The organism is Stenotrophomonas maltophilia (assembly GCF_013464485.1).
Taxonomy (GTDB): domain Bacteria; phylum Pseudomonadota; class Gammaproteobacteria; order Xanthomonadales; family Xanthomonadaceae; genus Stenotrophomonas; species Stenotrophomonas maltophilia_AW.
In genome coordinates this window covers 1-17,946 of record NZ_RAUX01000042.1, presented here as the reverse complement: position 1 = coordinate 17,946, position 17,946 = coordinate 1, and the positions used below count along the sequence as shown (strand labels likewise).

Below are 17,946 nucleotides of genomic sequence, written 5' to 3'. Positions count from 1 at the left end.
TCAGGCGGGTGAAGGCCATGTTAACAGTCCCGTAACATGTGAAGTGTTGCGCCCGACCGTCCACCGGTCCGACGTTGAAACCCTATACAGGATGATGAAAATCCGCAAGACCCTCACGCTGCAAGGGTTTGACGGGGTTTAGGCGGGGGAAACGACATACTGCACAACGTGCTGCATCACACGGTTCAGCGTGTTTGCGGAAAGGTGAGGAACCTTATGATGGAACCACGAATCCCGCCGGAGCCGTGATGAAAGCCGTCGCCCTGAGTCGTGAATCCGCCCCTGCCCTGAGCGATATCCACCTGCCCCCGCCGTTGCCTCCGAAGGGGCGTGACCTGCTGATCCGCGTCGAGGCGGTTTCGGTCAACCCCGTCGATGGCAAGCAGCGTGCCAGCACAGACCCGGCCACGCTCGAGGCGCCCCGGGTACTTGGCTGGGACGCCGCCGGCGTGGTCGAGGCGATCGGCGACGAGGCCAGCCTGTTCGCCTCCGGTGACGAGGTCTACTACGCCGGTGACGTCACCCGGCCGGGCTGCAACGCGCAGTACCACTGTGTGGATGAACGCCTGGTGGCGCGCAAACCGACCACGCTCGACTTTGCGGAAGCCGCGGCTCTGCCGCTCACCACCCTCACCGCCTGGGAGCTGTTGTTCGAACGCATGCCCCTGCGGCTGGACGACTGCCGCCATGCCGGCCAGCACCTGCTGGTGATCGGCGGTGCCGGCGGCGTCGGATCGATGGCAATCCAGCTGGCGCGCCATGCAGGCTTCGAGGTGATCGCCACGGCATCGCGCGCGTCCTCGGCCGACTGGTGCCGGCAGATGGGCGCCCAGCACGTGATCGACCACCGGCAGCCGCTGCTGCCCCAGCTGCTGGCAGTGGGCATCGACGCAGTACAGGTCGCCCTCAACCTGGCCGACACCGACCATTACTGGGAGGCGTTGGGTGAGCTGCTGGCGCCTCAGGGCCATGTCGGCCTCATCGTCGAACCACGCGGGGCGCTGCGCATCGGTGATCCGTACAAGGCCAAATGCATCGGCATCCATTGGGAGTTCATGTTCGCGCGTTCGCGCTTCGCCACTGCCGACCGCATCGAACAGCACCGCATTCTCAGCCGCACTGCCAGCATGATCGACGCCGGCCAGCTGCGCGGCACCCTCAGCGAGACGCTGGGCCCGATCAACGCGGCGAATCTGGACATCGCCCATCAACGCCTGGCCAGCGGGCACACGGTGGGCAAGCTGGCGCTGGCGGGCTGGGGCGATTGACGCGTCATGTAGCGCCGAGCCCATGCTCGGCTGCTTTGCCTGGCACCGCCAGCCGAGCATGGGCTCGGCGCTACAGATTCCGCCTGTAGCGGCGGATTGGTCGGGATCTGTATCTATGGTGGCGGATGAATCGGGATTACGGTGGAAACAGATCCTCCTCTCTCGAGCGCCTCCATGCCCACCGCCCTGCCCCTGCGCCTGCTGCAACTGATCACCGGCCTGTTCCTGTATGGCTTCGGGGCCTCGCTGATGATCCGTGCCGCGATCGGCGTGGCCCCTTGGGATGTACTGTCGCAGGGCATCGCCGCACAGACACCGCTGTCGTTCGGCCTGGCCACCAATGTGATCGGCGCGCTGGTGCTGCTGCTGTGGTGGCCGTTGCGGCAGAAGCCGGGTGTCGGCACCGTCCTCAACGTGATGCTGATCGGCCCGTCGGCGCAGTTCGGCCTGTGGCTGCTGCCGCCAGCCGTGGGCCTGGGCTGGCAGTTGGCGATGTTCTGCGCCGGCATGCTGCTGGTCGCGCTGGCCACCGGCCTGTACATCGGCGCCAGGCTCGGGCCCGGTCCGCGCGACGGCCTGATGACCGGCCTGCACGCTCGCACCGGCTGGCCGATCTGGAAGGTGCGCAGCCTGATCGAAGGCAGCGTGCTGTTGCTGGGCTGGTGGCTGGGCGGCAATGTCGGGCTCGGCACGCTGGCCTTCGCCCTGCTGATCGGCCCGCTGTGCGGGGTCACGCTGGGCTGGTTCGGGATTGGCCGGCCGCTGCCGGTAGTGCCGGCGGCTGGCCGGCAACCGCAATCGCCCTGAGCTGACTGGAATGCCGGCCAGCAGCCGGCATTACCGCCGCGCCCCTTGCCCCGGCCGACGATTCGCGGCACGCTTCGCGCTTCCGTACGCAAGCGTATCGACCATGTCGCCAGCCAACGAAAGCGCCTATCCCCACCTGTTCGCCCCGCTGGACCTGGGCTTCACCCAGCTGCGCAACCGCGTGCTGATGGGTTCGATGCACACCGGCCTGGAAGATCGCGCCCGCGACTTCCCGCGCCTGGCAGCCTACTTCGCCGAGCGCGCCGAGGGCGGTGTCGGCCTGATCGTCACCGGTGGCTTCGCGCCGAACGTGGTCGGCTGGCTGAAGCCGTTCGGCGGCAAGCTGTCCTGGCCTTGGGAAGTGCGCCCGCACCGGCAGCTCACCGCCGCCGCACACCAGCATGGCGCGAAGATCTGCCTGCAGTTGCTGCATGCCGGCCGCTATGCCTACCACCCGCTGTCGGTGGCACCGTCGAAGCTGAAGGCACCAATCAACCCGTTCACCCCGCGCGCGCTGTCGGCCAGCGGCGTCGAGCGGCATATCGCCGATTACGCGAGCAGCGCGAAGCTGGCCCGCGAGGCTGGCTACGACGGCGTCGAAGTGATGGGCTCGGAGGGCTACCTCATCAACGAGTTCATCGCCCCGCGCACCAACAAGCGCTCCGACCGCTGGGGTGGCGACGCCAACCAACGCATGCGTTTTGCGGTGGAGATCGTGCGCCGCATCCGCGAGGCCTGCGGGCCGGACTTCATCATCATCTACCGCCTGTCGCTCGTGGACCTGGTGGAAGACGGCAGCAACTGGGAAGAGATCGTGCAGCAGGCGCAGGCCATCGAAGCTGCCGGTGCGACGATCATCAATTCCGGCATCGGCTGGCACGAAGCGCGCATCCCGACCATCGCCACCTCGGTGCCGCGCGCGGCCTTTGCCGGCGTCACCGCCAAGCTCAAGCCGCATGTGAAGGTGCCGCTGGTGGCAACCAACCGCATCAACATGCCCGAGGTCGCCGAGCGCATCCTGGCCGATGGCGGCGCCGACATGGTGTCACTGGCGCGCCCGCTGCTGGCCGACCCGCAGTGGCCGAACAAGGCCCGCGCCGGCCGCGCCGAAGCGATCAACACCTGCATCGCCTGCAACCAGGCCTGCCTGGACCACGTGTTCGAGAACAAACTGGCCAGCTGCCTGGTCAACCCGCGCGCCGCGCACGAGACCGAGCTGGTCTACCGCCCTGCTGCCACGCTGAAAAAGGTCGCGGTGGTCGGCGCCGGCCCGGCCGGGCTGGCCTGCGCCACGGTGGCTGCCGAGCGCGGCCACCAGGTCACCCTGTTCGATGCCAACGACGAGATCGGTGGCCAGTTCAACGTGGCCAAACGCATCCCCGGCAAGGAAGAGTTCCACGAGACCCTGCGCTATTTCCGCCACAAGCTGGCTGAAACCGGCGTGCAGCTGCGCCTGGGCATGCGAGCGGACGCGGCCAGCCTGGCCGGTTTCGACGAGGTGGTGCTGGCCACCGGCATCACCCCGCGCAAGGTCGACTTCCCCGGCGTCGACCACGCCAAGGTGGTCAGCTACCTGGACGTGTTGCTGGGCCGGGTCGAAGTGGGCGCCAATGCAGCGATCATCGGCGCCGGCGGCATCGGCTTCGACGTGGGCGAGTTCCTCAGCCACGCCGGTGAGTCCCCCTCGCTGGACCCGCAGCGCTGGATGGCCGAATGGGGCGTGGACAGCACCTTCGAGACCCGCGGCTCCCTGACGCGGGCGCAGGCCGAGGCCTCGCCGCGCCGGCTGTGGCTGCTGCAGCGCAGCCCGGGCAAGCCCGGTGCGCGGCTGGGCAAGACCACCGGCTGGATCCATCGCGCCACGCTGAAGGCCAAGGGCGTGCGCATGCTTGGCGGCGTCGAGTACCTGGGCGTGGACGACGAAGGCCTGCGCATCCGCGTGGAAGGCAGCGAACAGCTGCTGCCGGTCGATCAGGTGGTGATCTGCGCCGGGCAGGAACCGAATCGTGCACTGCAGGCGGAGCTGCAGGCCGCTGGTATCAACGCGACCTTGATCGGCGGTGCCGACGTGGCCGCAGAACTGGATGCAAAACGGGCCATCGACCAGGGCAGCCGAGTCGCCGCCGCGCTCTGATGGGCACCTGAATGGGGCGCGGAATGTGATTTCCGTCACCCCGCCCGAACCTGAATGTCAAGCCGGGCGGTTCACGATGCGTTCGGCTATCCCCCCCTACCTTGCGCCATCTTCCGCTCACCAGCCAGTTTCCGGTGAGCCGGTGCGGCCCCCTCGATCGGTACTGATCGTTTCTTTTGGGGCCGCCCACGGGGCGGCCCCGATGGCCGCCTCCCCATGACGCCAAGTCGTACCCCGCGTCCTGTCGCCCCCGCGACCGGAAGTGCAGAGTGCGGCCCATACGGAGCAAGGAGTTATATGAAACTGGCCTGGATTCTCTGGCTGTCGCAGTTGTTGCCGCAGCCGGCCGCTGATTCATTGTGTTTGAGCACCACCGTTTACCTGGAAGCCCGCGACCAGACCCTGCGCGGCCAGCAGGCCGTTGCCGAGGTTGCCCTGCGCCGTCTCGACAGTGGCCTGTGGGGCGACTCGATGTGCCAGGTGGTCACCGCGCGCAAGCAGTTCGCACCGACCATCGTCTCCCCCGGCACCCAGCTGGGCAACGACGCGGCCTGGAGCGAGGCGATGAACGTGGCCTTCGACGCCGAACGCAACTGGGCGCTGCCGGCCGGCGAGCGCCGCGAGATCGTGCCCGGTGCCAGCCACTTCGCCGCGTTGTCCATCGCCAGCCCGAACTGGCGCAACGCTTACCAGGTGGCCACCATCGGCGATCACACCTTCTACAAGGTGCAGAACCTCAAGCCGCGGCAGTCGTAACAATCCGTGCTGGCGGCAGCGTTGCCGCCCGCCGGCAGGCTCTGGGATAGTTGGCGTTTCCCGCCCGCATCACCTGGAGTTCCCATGAAGCTGTACAGCAAGCCCGGTGCCTGTTCCACCGCCGACCACATCGCCCTGCAGTGGACCGGCCAGCCGTTCGAGGTCGAACTGCTGAACAAGGACACCTTGAAGGGTCCGGAATTCCTCAAGATCAATCCGGCCGGCGCGGTGCCCGCGCTGGTCGATGGCGACTTCGTGCTGCTGCAGAACGCCGCGATCATGGGCTATATCGCCGACAGCTTCCCGCAGGCCGGCCTCGGCGGTGACGGCAGCCCGCGACAGCGTGCTGAAGCCACCCGCTGGCTGGCCTTCGTCAATTCCGATGTGCACCCGGCCTTCTCGCCGCTGTTCGCGCCGGGCAAGTTCATCGCCGACGAAAGCCAGTTCGACGCGATCCGCGCCGCTGCGCACAAGCGCCTGCGTGGCCTGTTCGAGACCGCCGACAAGCAGCTGGCCGACAAGCCGTGGCTGGCCGGCTTCCGCAGCTTCGCCGACCCATACTTCTACATCACCCTGCGCTGGGCCGCCGGCACCAAGGTCGACCTGTCCGGCCTGGACAACCTGGCTGCCTACAAGGCGCGCATGGACGCCGATGCCGGCGTGCAGGCCGCGCTGAAGGCCGAGGGCTTGGCCTGAGAATGACCCGGGGTCGGAACCGCCTGCACAGCAGCCGGCTCCGACCCCATCGGTTTCATCGGTGCGGTCAACCGATCTGGCGTATCACGTCGCCCTTCGCATCGCGCAGGTAGGTCGGCACCACTTCGATGCGCAGCGCTCCCGCAACCGGGTAGATGCCATGTTCGGCACGCACGCCCGCCAAGGCCTGCAGCCCCGCCTCGTCCAGAACCCAGCGCACGCTGTCGGCGGACACCTCGCCCGCTTCACCGGTTCCGGCCGGAATGAACTCCCACTGCCGCTCGCGGCTGACCAGCTCCAGCGATCTGCCGTGGTGCAGGCGCAGCGGCAGCAGTTCGCAGACGCTGGCGACCTGGCCCGCACCAAGCACCAGCGTGGTGACGTCCGCCTCCTGACGCCAATCAAGCGTCTCGATGAACAACATGCCGGTGCTGGAGCCCTCGCGCTCGCTGCCGGCCCGCACCTGTGCCGCCAATGCCGGATCCTCCAGCAGGTTGCCGCGATGCAGGTCGCTGATCCACAGCGGCATCGCCGGCTGCAACGCCTGCAGCACACCGCGCGTCGACCAGCGCTTGACCGCCTCCATCTCTTCGTCGGTCAGGCCGACCAGTTGCAGGAACTGCAGGTGGCCATTGGCGGTACCCCGCGCAGGCAACTTCGGGTCGGCAATGAAGGCCAGGTGGCACAGGCGCGTGTCGATCTCCAGCGCGATCGGGCCGTTGGCATTCAGATGGTGACCATCCTCGAACACGTTGCCGCTGCCAAACACGTAGCGCGCCAGATTCTGCAGCAGGTTCATCGGCCACACCGGCGGCGTGCTGCCGGCGTGCTCACCGGCTTCAGCAGTGAGGCGGAAGGTCAGCTCGAAACCATAGCCGCTGGCGGCGGCATCGCTGCTCTCCTTGGTGTACAGCTCGGAGAAGCCGTAGGTGATGTAGTGCCAATGCGGTATCGGCGCATCCACCCAGTACACGCTGATGCCATCCAGCGGATCCTGGCCACCGAGCGTGTAAGGCAGTGCGGTGCCGAAATGGCGCGGCTCCTGCCCGGCATACAGGGGCGCCAGCGCCGCATTGATCGCGTCCCAGCCGGGGGTATCGGTGTCGTCGTGGTCGTCCTGCACGCGGGACTCCTTGTGGGGAAGTGAACCGGTCACTTTACGCGGTGGCTCAGGCCTGCACGACCTCGGCGCCGGCGTTGCCCACGGCCGCCTGGGTTTCCTGCCACCAGCGCTGCGCCAGCGCCGGGCTACGCGCCTTTCCCACCGCGGCCAGCAGCTCCGGGCACAGGCGTTCCAACGCCAGCGCATCGGTGCAGCGTTCAATCTTCAACTGCATGAAGTAGCCCTTCAGGCCGAGGTGGCGCCGCACCGCCTCGCTCATCGCGTCGTACAGTTGCTGGTACAGGGCAGGATCCTGTTCACGGCCCGTGCTGATGCCACGTACGGGTGCCGCTTCGGCGCTGCCACCGATCACTTCGATGAGGCCCTGCGCTGCCAGCTGCTCCAGTGCGTCGTGTGGCGCGCGCAGGCCTTCGAACAGGCCGCGCAGTTCAGTATCGTCGCGATGGCCGTCGACCATCAGCAGGATCGACCGCAGTGCGGCCGGCAGGCGCCGGCCACGGTCTTCGATTTCCTGACGGCCAGCAGCCGTCTTGGCGTGCAGCAATGCCATTGCATCCCCCCCGATCCTTGATGCGCTTCACCTGCGCGCCCCGGCGGGCGCGCTCCCCTGGGGCCGAGCTTAGCGCACCGGTTGCAGGGAGGAAGCTGCGGTGCAGCAACGCCCTCCTCTGTAGAGCCGAGCCCATGCTCGGCTGCTTTGGCGAGGCATGCGGAGCCGAGCATCGGCTCGGCTCTACAGAAGCAGGTCAACGCCCCAGCGCGCGCCGGATTTCCTCCAGCGCGCTGGGATCATCCAGCGTCGACAGGTCACCCGGGTCGCGCTGTTCGGCCAGCGCCTGCAGCGAGCGCCGCAGCAACTTGCCGGAGCGGGTCTTGGGCAGTGCGTTGACCACGTGCACATGCGCCGGTCGCGCTACCGCACCAAGCGAAGTGGTCACCGTGGCCATCATCTCCGCCACTACCGGCGCCGGGTCCTCACCGTTGAGCCCCTGCTTGAGGGTGACGAACACCAGCGGCACCTGCCCCTTCAACTCGTCCTTGACCCCGATCACCGCCGCCTCGGCCACGCGCGGATGGCTGGAAATGGCTTCCTCGATCTCACGCGTGCCGAGGCGATGCCCGGCCACGTTGATCACATCATCCGTGCGCCCCAGAATGAAGGTGTAGCCATCATCATCGCGGATCGCCCAGTCCAGCGAGCTGTACAGCAGTTCCTTGAAGTGGCTGAAGTAGCTCTGCAGGAAGCGGCTGTCATCATTCCAAACAGTGCTCATGCAACCCGGCGGCAACGGTGGCGACACCACCAGCACGCCCTTCTGCCCCGGCGCGACTTCCTCGCCGGTGTTCTCGTCGATCACCTTCATCCGGTAACCGAGATTGGGGAAGCCGGGCGAACCGAAGCGCACCGGCTTCATTTCCAGGCCCGGCAGCAGGGTCAACGCCGGCCAGCCTGTTTCGGTCTGCCAGTAGTTGTCGATGATCGGCTTGCCCAGCGCTTCGCTGATCCAGTGGGCAGTGGGTTCGTCCAGTGGCTCGCCGGCCAGGAACAGGTATTTCAGCGCGCCAAGGTCATGGCGATGAATGAAGTCCGCATCGTGCTTCTTCAACACGCGGATGGCGGTAGGCGAAGAGAACATCGTACGCACGTTGTACTGCTCGCACAGCGCCCACCAGATGCCCGGGTCCGGGTTGGTCGGCAACCCTTCGTACAGCAGCGAGGTGCAGCCACCGATCAGCGGGCCGTAGACGTTGTAGGAATGGCCGACGGCCCAGCCGACATCGGATGTGGAGAACATCACCTGCCCTGGCTTGCAGTCGAACACGGTCTCCATCGACTGCGCCATCGCCACCGCATAGCCACCAACATCACGCTGCACGCCCTTCGGCTTGCCGGTGGTGCCAGAGGTATACAGCAGGTAACTCGGCTCGCTCGCTTCCAGCCACTGCACCGGCACATCGACTTCCCCGATCTGCGCACGCAGCGTGGCGTACTCCACATCACGGCCCGGCACACGTGGTTCGGCTGCATCCAGCCCACGCGACACGATCAGCACATGCGGTGGCGGCGAAGCCGCTTCGGCGCAGGCGGCATCGACCATCGGCTTGTACGGAATCAGCTTGCCACCGCGCATGCCGGCATCGGCGGCGATGAGCAGCTTGGGCTTCGCATCGTCGATGCGCAGCGCCAGGTTGTGCGCGGCGAAGCCACCAAACACCACCGAGTGCACCGCACCGATGCGCGCGCAGGCCAGCATCGCGAACACGGCTTCGGCCATGTTCGGCATGTAGATCACCACGCGGTCACCGTGACCGACGCCGAGGTGCTTGAGCACGGCGGCGAAGTCGTTCACTTCGCGATACAACTGGCGATAGGTGATCTCGCGGGTACTGTTGGTTTCAGTGGAAATGGCGACGAGCGCGAGCTGGTCGGCGCGCTCTGCCAGGTGGCGGTCCACCGCGTTGTAGCAGAGATTGGTTTCACCGCCGACGAACCAGCGCCGGAACGGCGGGTTGCTGTAGTCGAGCACCTGCTGCGGCGGTTTATGCCAATGGATGCGCTTGGCTTCCTCGCCCCAGAAGGCCTCCGGCTCGTCGATCGAGCGACGGTAGGTTTCCTCGTAGTTCATGACGCAGCCCTCCCAGACAAAGTCATGGGTTCGAGGATAGTCCGGCGCTGGCGCGCGGACCGCCCTACCTTGGTAGGGGGTGGGGCTGTTCTGCAGGGCTTGCAGCCCTGCACCTGCAGAAGCCGAAGCCAAAGCAACAGCAGAAGCTGGCTTACTGGGGGGTGGCGGGGTGGGTMCGGTGGCGGGAGACGCCGTAAACCCGTCCATGGGGGCTTGGCCGCGGCATCCATGCCGCGGACACTCCCGCCACCGKAACCACCCCGCCTTCGACAGTTTTCTGCGATCTGTAGGTACGGCGTATTGCCTTGATGGGTGTCGACCTTGGTCGACACGGTCGATCCACGCCATGCGTGGATGACTCATTCGATATCTGACAGAAAAATCGTGTCGACCAAGGTCGACACCTACCAACAGCCGCGCGGAACAACGGCCGCAGTTGCCAACAGCCGCGGGAATCTGTCAGAGGCGGGGCTGCAAGCCCTGCCGAACCCCTAGAACGGAGCCGCGGACTCGAACGCGAGCGCCTCGCCCGTCAGCGGATGTGTAAACCGCAGGCTGCGCGCATGCAGATGCACGCGCTGCGCCGGTGCGGCGTCATACAGCACGTCGCCGATGATGGGATGACCGAGGCTGGCCATGTGCAGCCGCAGCTGATGGCTGCGGCCAGTGATAGGCTCCAGCGCCACGCGCGTGCGCTGCGCTTCAACATCACGGGCCAGCACGCGCCAACGCGTCAGCGCCGGCTTGCCGTGCTCATGGTCGATCATCTGCTTCGGACGGTTCGGCCAGTCCACGATCAGCGGCAGTTCCACTTCACCGGCATCGCTTTCGATCACACCCTGCACGACAGCTTCATAGCACTTGCCAACCTGGCGCTGCTCGAACTGCATCGACAATGCGGCCTGCATCTCCTTGCCGCGCGCGTGCAGCAGCAGGCCGGAGGTCACCTGGTCCAGGCGGTGCACGGTCAGCGCATCCGGGTACAACGCCTGCAGGCGCGCGACGACGCAGTCCTGATTCTCGGCGCTGCGGCCGGGCACGGACAGCAGACCAGCCGGCTTCTCGGCCACCAGCAGCGCATTGTCGATGTAGTGCAGATGGATCATGCGGTTCCAGGAATTCCAAATGAAAACGGGGAAGCCGAAGCTTCCCCGCTTTCTGCGTACCGACCAACGGTCGGTACCTACCGGCCGAGGTCCGTATCAGCCCAGCAGGTGGGCGACGCCGGCACGCTCTTCTTCCAGCTCGGCCAGGGTCTTGTCGATGTACTTCTGGCTGAAGTCGTCGATCGGCAGATCCTTGACCAGGGTGTACTTGCCGTTCTCGGTGGTCACCGCGAAGCCGAAGATCACGCCTTCCGGAATACCGTAGGAACCGTCGGACGGCACGCCCATGGTGACCCACTTGCCGTTGCTGCCCAGCACCCAGTCACGCACGTGGTCGATGGCGGCGTTGGCAGCCGAAGCGGCCGAGGACGAGCCACGGGCTTCGATGATCGCCGCGCCGCGCTTGCCCACGGTCGGGATGAAGGTGTTGGCGTTCCACTCCTGGTCGTTGATCGCATCGGCGATCGACGCACCGTCGGCGGTGGCGAAACGGTAGTCCGGGTACATGGTCGGGCTGTGGTTGCCCCACACGACCAGCTTCTCCATGCCACCGACCGGCTTGCCGAGCTTGGCCGACAGCTGGCTCAGCGCGCGGTTGTGGTCCAGGCGCAGCATGGCGGTGAAGTTTTCCGGCTTCAGGTCCGGGGCCGACTTCATCGCGATGTAGGCATTGGTGTTGGCCGGGTTGCCGACCACCAGCACCTTCACGTCGCGGCTGGCGACCTTGTTCAGCGCTGCGCCCTGGGCGGTGAAGATCTTGGCGTTTTCCAGCAGCAGGTCCTTGCGCTCCATGCCCGGGCCACGCGGACGTGCACCGACCAGCAGGGCGATGTCGGCGTCCTTGAACGCCACTTCGGCGTCGTCGGTGCCGACCATGCCGGCCAGCAGCGGGAAGGCGCAGTCTTCCAGCTCCATCATCACGCCCTTCAGGGCGGCCTGGGCCTTGTCGACCGGCAGTTCCAGCAGCTGCAGGATGACCGGCTGGTCCTTGCCCAGCATTTCGCCGGAGGCGACGCGGAACAGCAGGGCATAACCGATCTGGCCGGCGGCGCCGGTCACGGCAACACGAACGGGTGCTTTCATGGGGGTTTCCTCTTGCTTGCAAGCGTTTGATGGGACGCCGCGGGCATGGCCACGCAGGCCTGGCAGGCGGCGGGGAACAGGGAAACGGCCACCCGTGGGTGGCCGTTTCGAAGGGGGATCAGGCGGCGAGGTGCTTGTTCCACTCCGCGACGCGGTCGGCCTGGGCGGCCAGCACAGCGTCGGCGTCGCCTTCCAGGGTGATCGAATGGATCACGTCACCCTGCTTGACCGAATCGACGATGGCCTGGCCTTCCAGGACCTTGCCGAACACGGTGTGGCGGCCGTCCAGCCAGTCGGTCTTGATGTGGGTGATGAAGAACTGGCTGCCGTTGGTGTTCGGGCCGGCGTTGGCCATCGACAGCGAGCCGACCTCGTGCTTCACGCCATTCTTCTCGTCTTCGAACTTGTAGCCCGGGCCGCCGGTGCCACGCCCCTGCGGGCAGCCGCCCTGGATCATGAAGTCGGCGATCACGCGGTGGAAGATCAGGCCGTCATAGAAGCCGTGCTTGACCAGGTTCACGAAGTTGGCCACGGTCAGCGGCGCCTTGTCGGCGAACAGCTCGACCTTGATCGGGCCCTGGGTGGTGTCGAAAGTGGCGATGAGGGACATGAAGATCCTTGATGCAGAGGGGAACGCGTCTAGCCACCTAGTTTACACCTGCCTCGTGGCGGCGGCGGCTTCGACCATCGGTGAAGAACCCGGCTTCAGCCCGTGGATGGGAAGCCCCGTCTCCCGGCTCTGGCGGCCCCGGCCGACGCGGCGGACGGCCAGCTGAATGGGCCCCGCGACGGGTGTGAAATCCACCTTTTCGCGAATCGTCAAGTTCGACGTATAATGTTGGACTTCTTTTTCCAAATCCGGCGCCGACTGGCCCCCTTTCGTATGTCCATCGAAAATCTTCGCAACATCGCCATCGTCGCCCACGTCGACCATGGCAAGACCACCCTGGTCGACCAGCTGCTGAAGCAGTCCGGCACCCTGTCCGAGCGTACCGTCCTCGCTGAGCGCGTGATGGACAGCAACGACCAGGAAAAGGAACGCGGCATCACCATCCTGGCCAAGAACACCGCCATCACCTGGGAAGACAAGAAGACCGGCATCAAGAACCGGATCAACATCGTCGACACCCCCGGCCACGCCGACTTCGGCGGTGAGGTCGAGCGCGTGCTGTCGATGGTCGACACCGTACTGATCCTGGTTGATGCGATGGACGGCCCGATGCCGCAGACCCGCTTCGTCACCCAGAAGGCCTTCGCGATGGGCTTCAAGCCGATCGTCGTGGTCAACAAGGTCGACCGKCCGGGCGCCCGTCCGGAATGGGTGATCGACCAGGTCTTCGACCTGTTCGACAAGCTCGGCGCCACCAACGAGCAGCTGGACTTCCCGATCGTCTACGCCTCGGGCCTGAACGGCTATGCCGGCCTGGAAGACACCGTGCGCGACGGCGACATGACCCCGCTGTACGAAGCGATCATGCAGCACGCGCCGCGTCCGGAAGTGGACCCGGAAGGCCCGTTCCAGATGCGCATCAGCCAGCTGGACTACAACAACTTCGTGGGCGTGATCGGCATCGGCCGCATCCAGCGCGGTACCCTGAAGAAGAACATGCAGGTCGCGGTCATCGACCGTGAGGGCAAGAAGCGCAACGGCAAGGTGCTGCAGGTGCTGGGCTTCATGGGCCTGGAGCGCATCGAGCAGGATACCGCCGAGGCCGGCGACATCGTGGCCATCTCCGGCATCCAGGAGCTGACCATCTCCGACACCATCTGCGCCCCGGATACCCCGGAAGCCCTGCCGGCGCTGACCGTCGACGAGCCGACCATCTCGATGACCTTCCAGGTCAACAACTCGCCGTTCGCCGGCAACAAGGACCTGTCCGGTGGCAAGTTCCTGACCAGCCGCCAGATCAAGGACCGCCTGGACCGTGAAAAGGTCCACAACGTGGCCCTGAAGGTCGAGCAGCTGGAAGACGCCGACAAGTTCCTGGTCTCCGGCCGTGGCGAACTGCACCTGTCGGTGCTGATCGAGAACATGCGCCGCGAGGGTTACGAGCTGGCCGTGTCGCGTCCGGAAGTGATCATCAAGGAAATCGACGGCCAGATGATGGAGCCGATCGAGCAGCTGGTGGTGGACATCGAAGAAATCCACCAGGGCGGCGTGATGGAAAAGCTGGGCACCCGCAAGGGCCAGCTGAAGAACATGGAATCGGACGGCAAGGGCCGCGTGCGCCTGGAATACTCGATCCCGGCCCGTGGCCTGATCGGCTTCCAGAACGAGTTCAAGACCCTGACCCAGGGTTCGGGCCTGCTGTTCCACGTGTTCGACCACTACGGTCCGAAGGAACAGGGCGCGATTGCCAAGCGCATCAACGGCGTGATGATCGCCAATGCGCCGGGCACCACGCCGGCCTACTCGCTGGGTCCGCTGCAGGAACGCGGCAAGCTGTTCGCTGCTGAAGGCGACAACGTGTATGAAGGTCAGCTGGTCGGCATCCACTCCAAGGACAACGACCTGACCGTCAACGCGATCAAGACCAAGCCGCTGACCAACATGCGCGCTTCGGGCAAGGACGATGCGATCCAGCTGACCCCTGCGATCAAGTACTCGCTGGAACAGGCCCTGGACTTCATCGAAGACGACGAGCTGGTCGAGATCACCCCGAAGGAGATCCGCCTGCGCAAGAAGTTCCTGACCGAAAGCGACCGCAAGAAGGCTTCGCGCGGCGGCTGAGCCAGCACCCCGTGAACCAGAGCGGCTACAACCCGGATCCACACCGGCATCCGGGGCTCCATGTCATCGCCCTGCTCGAAGCGAGCAAGGCGATGCTGGCGCTGTTGGCCGCCACCGGGCTGGAAGTGCTCGGACCGCAGCCGCTGCGGCACGGCATCATGGCCCTGATCCGGCGTTTCAGCCTGGATCCGGACCATGGCACCCTGCCCTCGCTGCTGCACATGATCAGCCCCGACGCGGTCCACCTGGCCGCGGCGGGGATGATCGGCTACGGCCTGCTGCACCTGGTCGAAGCCTGGGGCCTGTGGCGGGCCAAAGCCTGGGCCTCCTGGCTGGGCTGCCTCACTGCCTCGCTGTACCTGCCTTTCGACATCTTCGCGATCATCCGCCATCCCGGCTGGCCGTCGTGGACGATCCTGGCGATCAACCTGATCGTGGTCTACGTCCTCGCCCGCGACCTGCGCAAGCGCCACCGCTGAGCACCGGCTACACTGGGGATTGGAGCCGACCAAGCCGCCCCATGCGCCCGTCCTTGCCGCCTCTGCTGACCTGCCTGCTCGCCGCGCTGCCTGCGCTGCTTTCGGCTGGCTGCAGCCCGGCCACGCCCAGCGCGCATGCGGCCGAACCTGCGAGCCGCAACGTGCCGTTCCCGTATGCCGAAACCGATGTCGCCGACCTGCAGGCGCGGATGACCGCCGGTGAGCTGGACAGCACCACCCTGACCCAGGCCTACCTGCAACGCATCGCCAGCCTCGACCGCACCGGGCCACGCCTGCGCGCGGTGATCGAGCTCAACCCCGATGCCCTGAAGGAAGCCGCCGCACGCGACCGCGAGCGCCGCGAAGGACGCCTGCGCGGTCCGCTGCATGGCATCCCGCTGCTGCTGAAGGACAACATCAACGCCGCACCGATGGCCACCAGCGCCGGCTCGCTGGCGCTGCAGGGCTTCCGCCCGGACGACGCCTACCTGGTGCGCCGGCTGCGCGACGCCGGCGCCGTGGTGCTGGGCAAGACCAACCTCAGCGAGTGGGCCAACTTCCGCGGCAATGACTCCATCTCCGGCTGGAGCGCGCGCGGCGGCCAGACCCGCAATCCCTACCGCATCAGCCATTCGCCGTGCGGTTCCAGCAGCGGCAGTGCGGTGGCCGTGGCCGCCAACCTGGCCAGCGTGGCGATCGGCACCGAAACCGACGGCAGCATCGTCTGCCCGGCCGCGATCAACGGCGTGGTCGGCCTGAAGCCGACTGTCGGCCTGGTCAGCCGCGATGGCATCGTGCCGATCTCCTTCAGCCAGGACACGGCCGGACCGATGACACGCAGCGTCGCCGATGCTGCGGCCGTGCTGACCGCGATCGCCGGCCGCGATGACGCCGATCCCGCCACCGCGACCATGCCCGGTCGTGCGGTCTACGACTACACCGCGCGCCTGGACCCGCAGGGCCTGCGCGGCAAACGCATCGGCCTGCTGCAGACGCCGCTGCTGAAGTACCGCGGCATGCCGCCGCTGATCGATCAGGCAGCAACCGAGCTGCGTCGCGCCGGTGCCGTCGTGGTACCCGTCGAACTGCCCAACCAGGGTGCCTGGGCCGAGGCCGAGCGCACGCTGCTGCTGTACGAATTCAAGGCGGGCCTGGAGCGCTACTTCAGCACCCATCGCGCTCCGCTGCACAACCTGGCCGAACTGATCGCCTTCAATCAGGCGCACAGCAAGCAGGAACTGGGCCTGTTCGGCCAGGAACTGCTTGTGGAAGCCGACGCCACCGCCGGCCTGTCAGACCCAGCCTACATCCGCGCGCGCAACGATGCGCGCCGATTGGCCGGCCCGGAAGGCATCGATGCCGCCCTCGCCGCCCATCAACTCGATGCACTGGTGGCGCCGACTACCGGCGTCGCATGGCCGATCCGCAGCGAAGGCGACGATTTCCCCGGCGAGAGCTACAGCGCCGCTGCCGTGGCCGGTTACCCCAGCCTGACCGTGCCGATGGGCCAGATCGACGGCCTGCCGGTCGGCCTGCTGTTCATGGGCACCGCCTGGAGCGAGCCGAAGCTGATCGAGATGGCCTACGCCTACGAGCAGCGCACCCGTGCACGCAAGCCGCCGCACTTCAATACCGATGCACTGATCGACGCCGGGGAGCCTTGATCGTGTTTCTGTAGAGCCGAGCCCACGCTCGGCTTCACCGGAAAATCGAAAGCAGCCGAGCATGGCTCGGCTCTACAGAGGCTGGTCGGCCTCCGCCGGCACGCTCGCGGCCTCGCCATCTTCAGCACCTGGCGACCGCACATCCGCGGTACGCGCCCGCGGACCGCGCGGCATATCCAGCTCGTCATCGTGCTGCACGCGTGCACGTACCTGCGGCAGCGCCTGCGGATGCTCGCGCGCAAGGAAATCGAGCATGCGCTCGCGCACCAGGCAGCGCAGGTCGAAGGCATCGCCGGAACTGCGTGCGCTGACCAGCAGGCGCACCTGGATCGCGCGTTCGCTGGTTTCGGTCACCTGGGTCACGCAGACCCGACCATCCCACAGCGCTTCGCCACGACAGATGCGCTCCAGCTCGGCACGGATCGCCGCGATCGGTGCCCGGTAGTCCAGCCACAGAAAGGCCGTGCCGAGCAGATCAGCACTGCGCCGCGTCCAGTTCTGGAACGGGTTCTCGATGAACCAGGTCAACGGCACCACCATCCGCCGCTCGTCCCAGATGCGCACCACCACGTAGCTGCTGCCGATCTCCTCGATGCGGCCCCACTCGCCTTCGACGATCACCACGTCATCCAGGCGGATCGGCTGCGTCACCGCAATCTGCAGGCCGGCAATGAGGTTGCCGAACACCGGCTTGGCCGCGATACCCGCCACCAGGCCGATCAGGCCTGCCGACGCGAGTAGTGCCGTGCCGATCTTCTGCACCATCGGGAACGTCAGCAGCACCAGCGAGGCACCGAGCACGATGATGCCGCCCATCAGCACGCGGCTGAGCACTCGCGTCTGGGTCTGGATACGGCGTGCCTCCAGGTTGTCGGAGACATCGATGGGATGGCTGCGCAGGATCGCGCGCTCACCCGCGGCGACCGCACGCACCAGCAACCAGATGAAGCAGGCGGTCAGCGCGATGTGCAGCACATGCTGCAGATTGCCCAGCACGGGATCCTGCAGCGGCGTGGCCTGCAGCGCAGGAATCAACAGCAGCAGTGGCCACGCGGTCGCCATCGGCAGCCCGAGCACGCGACCGATGCGGGCGCGCCGGCGATCACGCCCTTTCAATCGATGATAGATCCACAGGATCAGCCACGCGCCGATGCCGCCCACTACTGCTGCCAATCCCAGCGGCCATGCGTAGGCCTGTGCGCTTTGCCAGTGCACCGTTGCCACCTCCATTCGAACAGCCAAGCGGACAGCCTCGCGCATGGGGCATGAGCGTCACGTCAGTCCTTCGTAAGCAGGGTGTTGGTCGGCAGGGCTTGCAGCCCTGCACCTGCTGCGTGCTGGAGCAACAGCAACAGCAACAGCCGAAGCAGAAGCGGGTTTCCTGTGGGATGGCGGGGTGGGTCCGGTTGCGGGGGGCGCTGCAAGTACGTCCATGTAAGCTCGGTCGCCGCATCCATGCGGCTCACGCCCCC

Annotated in this window: 15 protein-coding genes and 1 pseudogene; 8 read left to right on the top strand and 8 right to left on the bottom strand. The window is 66.5% G+C overall.

The window, feature by feature from the left end; genetic code table 11:
* Window positions 1–248: 248 nt before the first annotated feature.
* The 5 genes from D7Y61_RS17860 to D7Y61_RS17840 all read left to right on the top strand — a co-directional run bounded on the left by D7Y61_RS17860 (window position 249) and on the right by D7Y61_RS17840 (window position 5,661).
* Window positions 249–1,268: a zinc-binding alcohol dehydrogenase family protein gene (locus tag D7Y61_RS17860; protein ID WP_180868224.1), complete on the top strand. Its 1,020-nt coding sequence runs from the start codon at window positions 249–251 to the stop codon at window positions 1,266–1,268.
* A gap of 174 nt (window positions 1,269–1,442) precedes the next feature.
* Window positions 1,443–2,075: a YczE/YyaS/YitT family protein gene (locus D7Y61_RS17855; RefSeq protein ID WP_180868222.1), complete on the top strand. Its 633-nt coding sequence runs from the start codon at window positions 1,443–1,445 to the stop codon at window positions 2,073–2,075.
* A 103-nt stretch (window positions 2,076–2,178) separates the two neighbouring features.
* Window positions 2,179–4,209, top strand: a complete 2,031-nt coding sequence (locus D7Y61_RS17850) for an NADPH-dependent 2,4-dienoyl-CoA reductase (protein WP_180868221.1) — start codon at window positions 2,179–2,181, stop codon at window positions 4,207–4,209.
* 297 nt (window positions 4,210–4,506) lie between these two features.
* Window positions 4,507–4,965, top strand: coding sequence for a cell wall hydrolase (locus tag D7Y61_RS17845; protein ID WP_004154513.1), 459 nt, complete (start codon window positions 4,507–4,509; stop codon window positions 4,963–4,965).
* Between the two features lie 84 nt (window positions 4,966–5,049).
* On the top strand, window positions 5,050–5,661 hold the full coding sequence (locus tag D7Y61_RS17840; RefSeq protein ID WP_049434020.1) for a glutathione S-transferase N-terminal domain-containing protein: 612 nt from the start codon (window positions 5,050–5,052) through the stop codon (window positions 5,659–5,661).
* A gap of 67 nt (window positions 5,662–5,728) precedes the next feature.
* Here the strand turns inward: D7Y61_RS17840 and D7Y61_RS17835 are convergent, their stop codons facing one another.
* The 6 genes from D7Y61_RS17835 to D7Y61_RS17810 form a co-directional block, all read right to left on the bottom strand.
* Complete coding sequence (locus D7Y61_RS17835) at window positions 5,729–6,784, bottom strand: suppressor of fused domain protein (protein ID WP_180868219.1); 1,056 nt, start codon at window positions 6,782–6,784, stop codon at window positions 5,729–5,731.
* 46 nt (window positions 6,785–6,830) lie between these two features.
* Window positions 6,831–7,334, bottom strand: coding sequence for a hypothetical protein (locus D7Y61_RS17830; protein WP_180868218.1), 504 nt, complete (start codon window positions 7,332–7,334; stop codon window positions 6,831–6,833).
* A gap of 196 nt (window positions 7,335–7,530) precedes the next feature.
* Window positions 7,531–9,411 (bottom strand): propionate--CoA ligase, encoded by a 1,881-nt coding sequence (prpE, locus tag D7Y61_RS17825; protein WP_180868216.1) that lies wholly within the window; start codon window positions 9,409–9,411, stop codon window positions 7,531–7,533.
* A 491-nt stretch (window positions 9,412–9,902) separates the two neighbouring features.
* Window positions 9,903–10,517 carry an RluA family pseudouridine synthase gene (locus D7Y61_RS17820; RefSeq protein WP_180868215.1) on the bottom strand — a complete coding sequence of 205 codons (615 nt, stop codon included), beginning with the start codon at window positions 10,515–10,517 and terminating at the stop codon, window positions 9,903–9,905.
* Between the two features lie 96 nt (window positions 10,518–10,613).
* Entirely contained in the window at window positions 10,614–11,600 is a 987-nt protein-coding gene (locus D7Y61_RS17815; protein ID WP_180868213.1) for a malate dehydrogenase, read from the bottom strand.
* A gap of 118 nt (window positions 11,601–11,718) precedes the next feature.
* Complete coding sequence (locus tag D7Y61_RS17810) at window positions 11,719–12,210, bottom strand: peptidylprolyl isomerase (RefSeq protein ID WP_180868211.1); 492 nt, start codon at window positions 12,208–12,210, stop codon at window positions 11,719–11,721.
* A 273-nt stretch (window positions 12,211–12,483) separates the two neighbouring features.
* On the opposite strand from D7Y61_RS17810, the gene typA reads away from it, so the two are divergent.
* The 3 genes from typA to D7Y61_RS17795 are packed head-to-tail and all read left to right on the top strand — an operon-like array spanning window position 12,484 to window position 16,474.
* The gene (gene typA / locus D7Y61_RS17805) at window positions 12,484–14,331 is read left to right on the top strand and encodes a translational GTPase TypA (RefSeq protein WP_032129766.1); all 1,848 of its coding nucleotides are present in this window, start codon (window positions 12,484–12,486) and stop codon (window positions 14,329–14,331) included.
* 11 nt (window positions 14,332–14,342) lie between these two features.
* Window positions 14,343–14,810 (top strand): DUF2127 domain-containing protein, encoded by a 468-nt coding sequence (locus D7Y61_RS17800; RefSeq protein WP_049432763.1) that lies wholly within the window; start codon window positions 14,343–14,345, stop codon window positions 14,808–14,810.
* A gap of 41 nt (window positions 14,811–14,851) precedes the next feature.
* Window positions 14,852–16,474: an amidase gene (locus tag D7Y61_RS17795; protein WP_180868209.1), complete on the top strand. Its 1,623-nt coding sequence runs from the start codon at window positions 14,852–14,854 to the stop codon at window positions 16,472–16,474.
* A 72-nt stretch (window positions 16,475–16,546) separates the two neighbouring features.
* On the opposite strand, the gene D7Y61_RS17790 is transcribed toward D7Y61_RS17795, so the two are convergent.
* Entirely contained in the window at window positions 16,547–17,734 is a 1,188-nt protein-coding gene (locus D7Y61_RS17790; RefSeq protein WP_180868207.1) for a mechanosensitive ion channel family protein, read from the bottom strand.
* A gap of 17 nt (window positions 17,735–17,751) precedes the next feature.
* Window positions 17,752–17,946 (bottom strand): annotated as a pseudogene (locus D7Y61_RS22495) (hypothetical protein); the annotation flags it as partial.

Bases quoted from the DNA above. Each gene is read 5' to 3' on its own strand.
- D7Y61_RS17860 (WP_180868224.1), top strand. From the start codon at position 249: ATGAAAGCCGTCGCCCTGAGTCGTGAATCCGCCCCTGCCCTGAGCGAT.
- D7Y61_RS17855 (WP_180868222.1), top strand. From the start codon at position 1,443: ATGCCCACCGCCCTGCCCCTGCGCCTGCTGCAACTGATCACCGGCCTG.
- D7Y61_RS17850 (WP_180868221.1), top strand. From the start codon at position 2,179: ATGTCGCCAGCCAACGAAAGCGCCTATCCCCACCTGTTCGCCCCGCTG.
- D7Y61_RS17845 (WP_004154513.1), top strand. From the start codon at position 4,507: ATGAAACTGGCCTGGATTCTCTGGCTGTCGCAGTTGTTGCCGCAGCCG.
- D7Y61_RS17840 (WP_049434020.1), top strand. From the start codon at position 5,050: ATGAAGCTGTACAGCAAGCCCGGTGCCTGTTCCACCGCCGACCACATC.
- D7Y61_RS17830 (WP_180868218.1), bottom strand. From the start codon at position 7,334: ATGGCATTGCTGCACGCCAAGACGGCTGCTGGCCGTCAGGAAATCGAA.
- prpE (WP_180868216.1), bottom strand. From the start codon at position 9,411: ATGAACTACGAGGAAACCTACCGTCGCTCGATCGACGAGCCGGAGGCC.
- D7Y61_RS17820 (WP_180868215.1), bottom strand. From the start codon at position 10,517: ATGATCCATCTGCACTACATCGACAATGCGCTGCTGGTGGCCGAGAAG.
- D7Y61_RS17815 (WP_180868213.1), bottom strand. From the start codon at position 11,600: ATGAAAGCACCCGTTCGTGTTGCCGTGACCGGCGCCGCCGGCCAGATC.
- D7Y61_RS17810 (WP_180868211.1), bottom strand. From the start codon at position 12,210: ATGTCCCTCATCGCCACTTTCGACACCACCCAGGGCCCGATCAAGGTC.
- D7Y61_RS17795 (WP_180868209.1), top strand. From the start codon at position 14,852: ATGCGCCCGTCCTTGCCGCCTCTGCTGACCTGCCTGCTCGCCGCGCTG.
- D7Y61_RS17790 (WP_180868207.1), bottom strand. From the start codon at position 17,734: ATGCGCGAGGCTGTCCGCTTGGCTGTTCGAATGGAGGTGGCAACGGTG.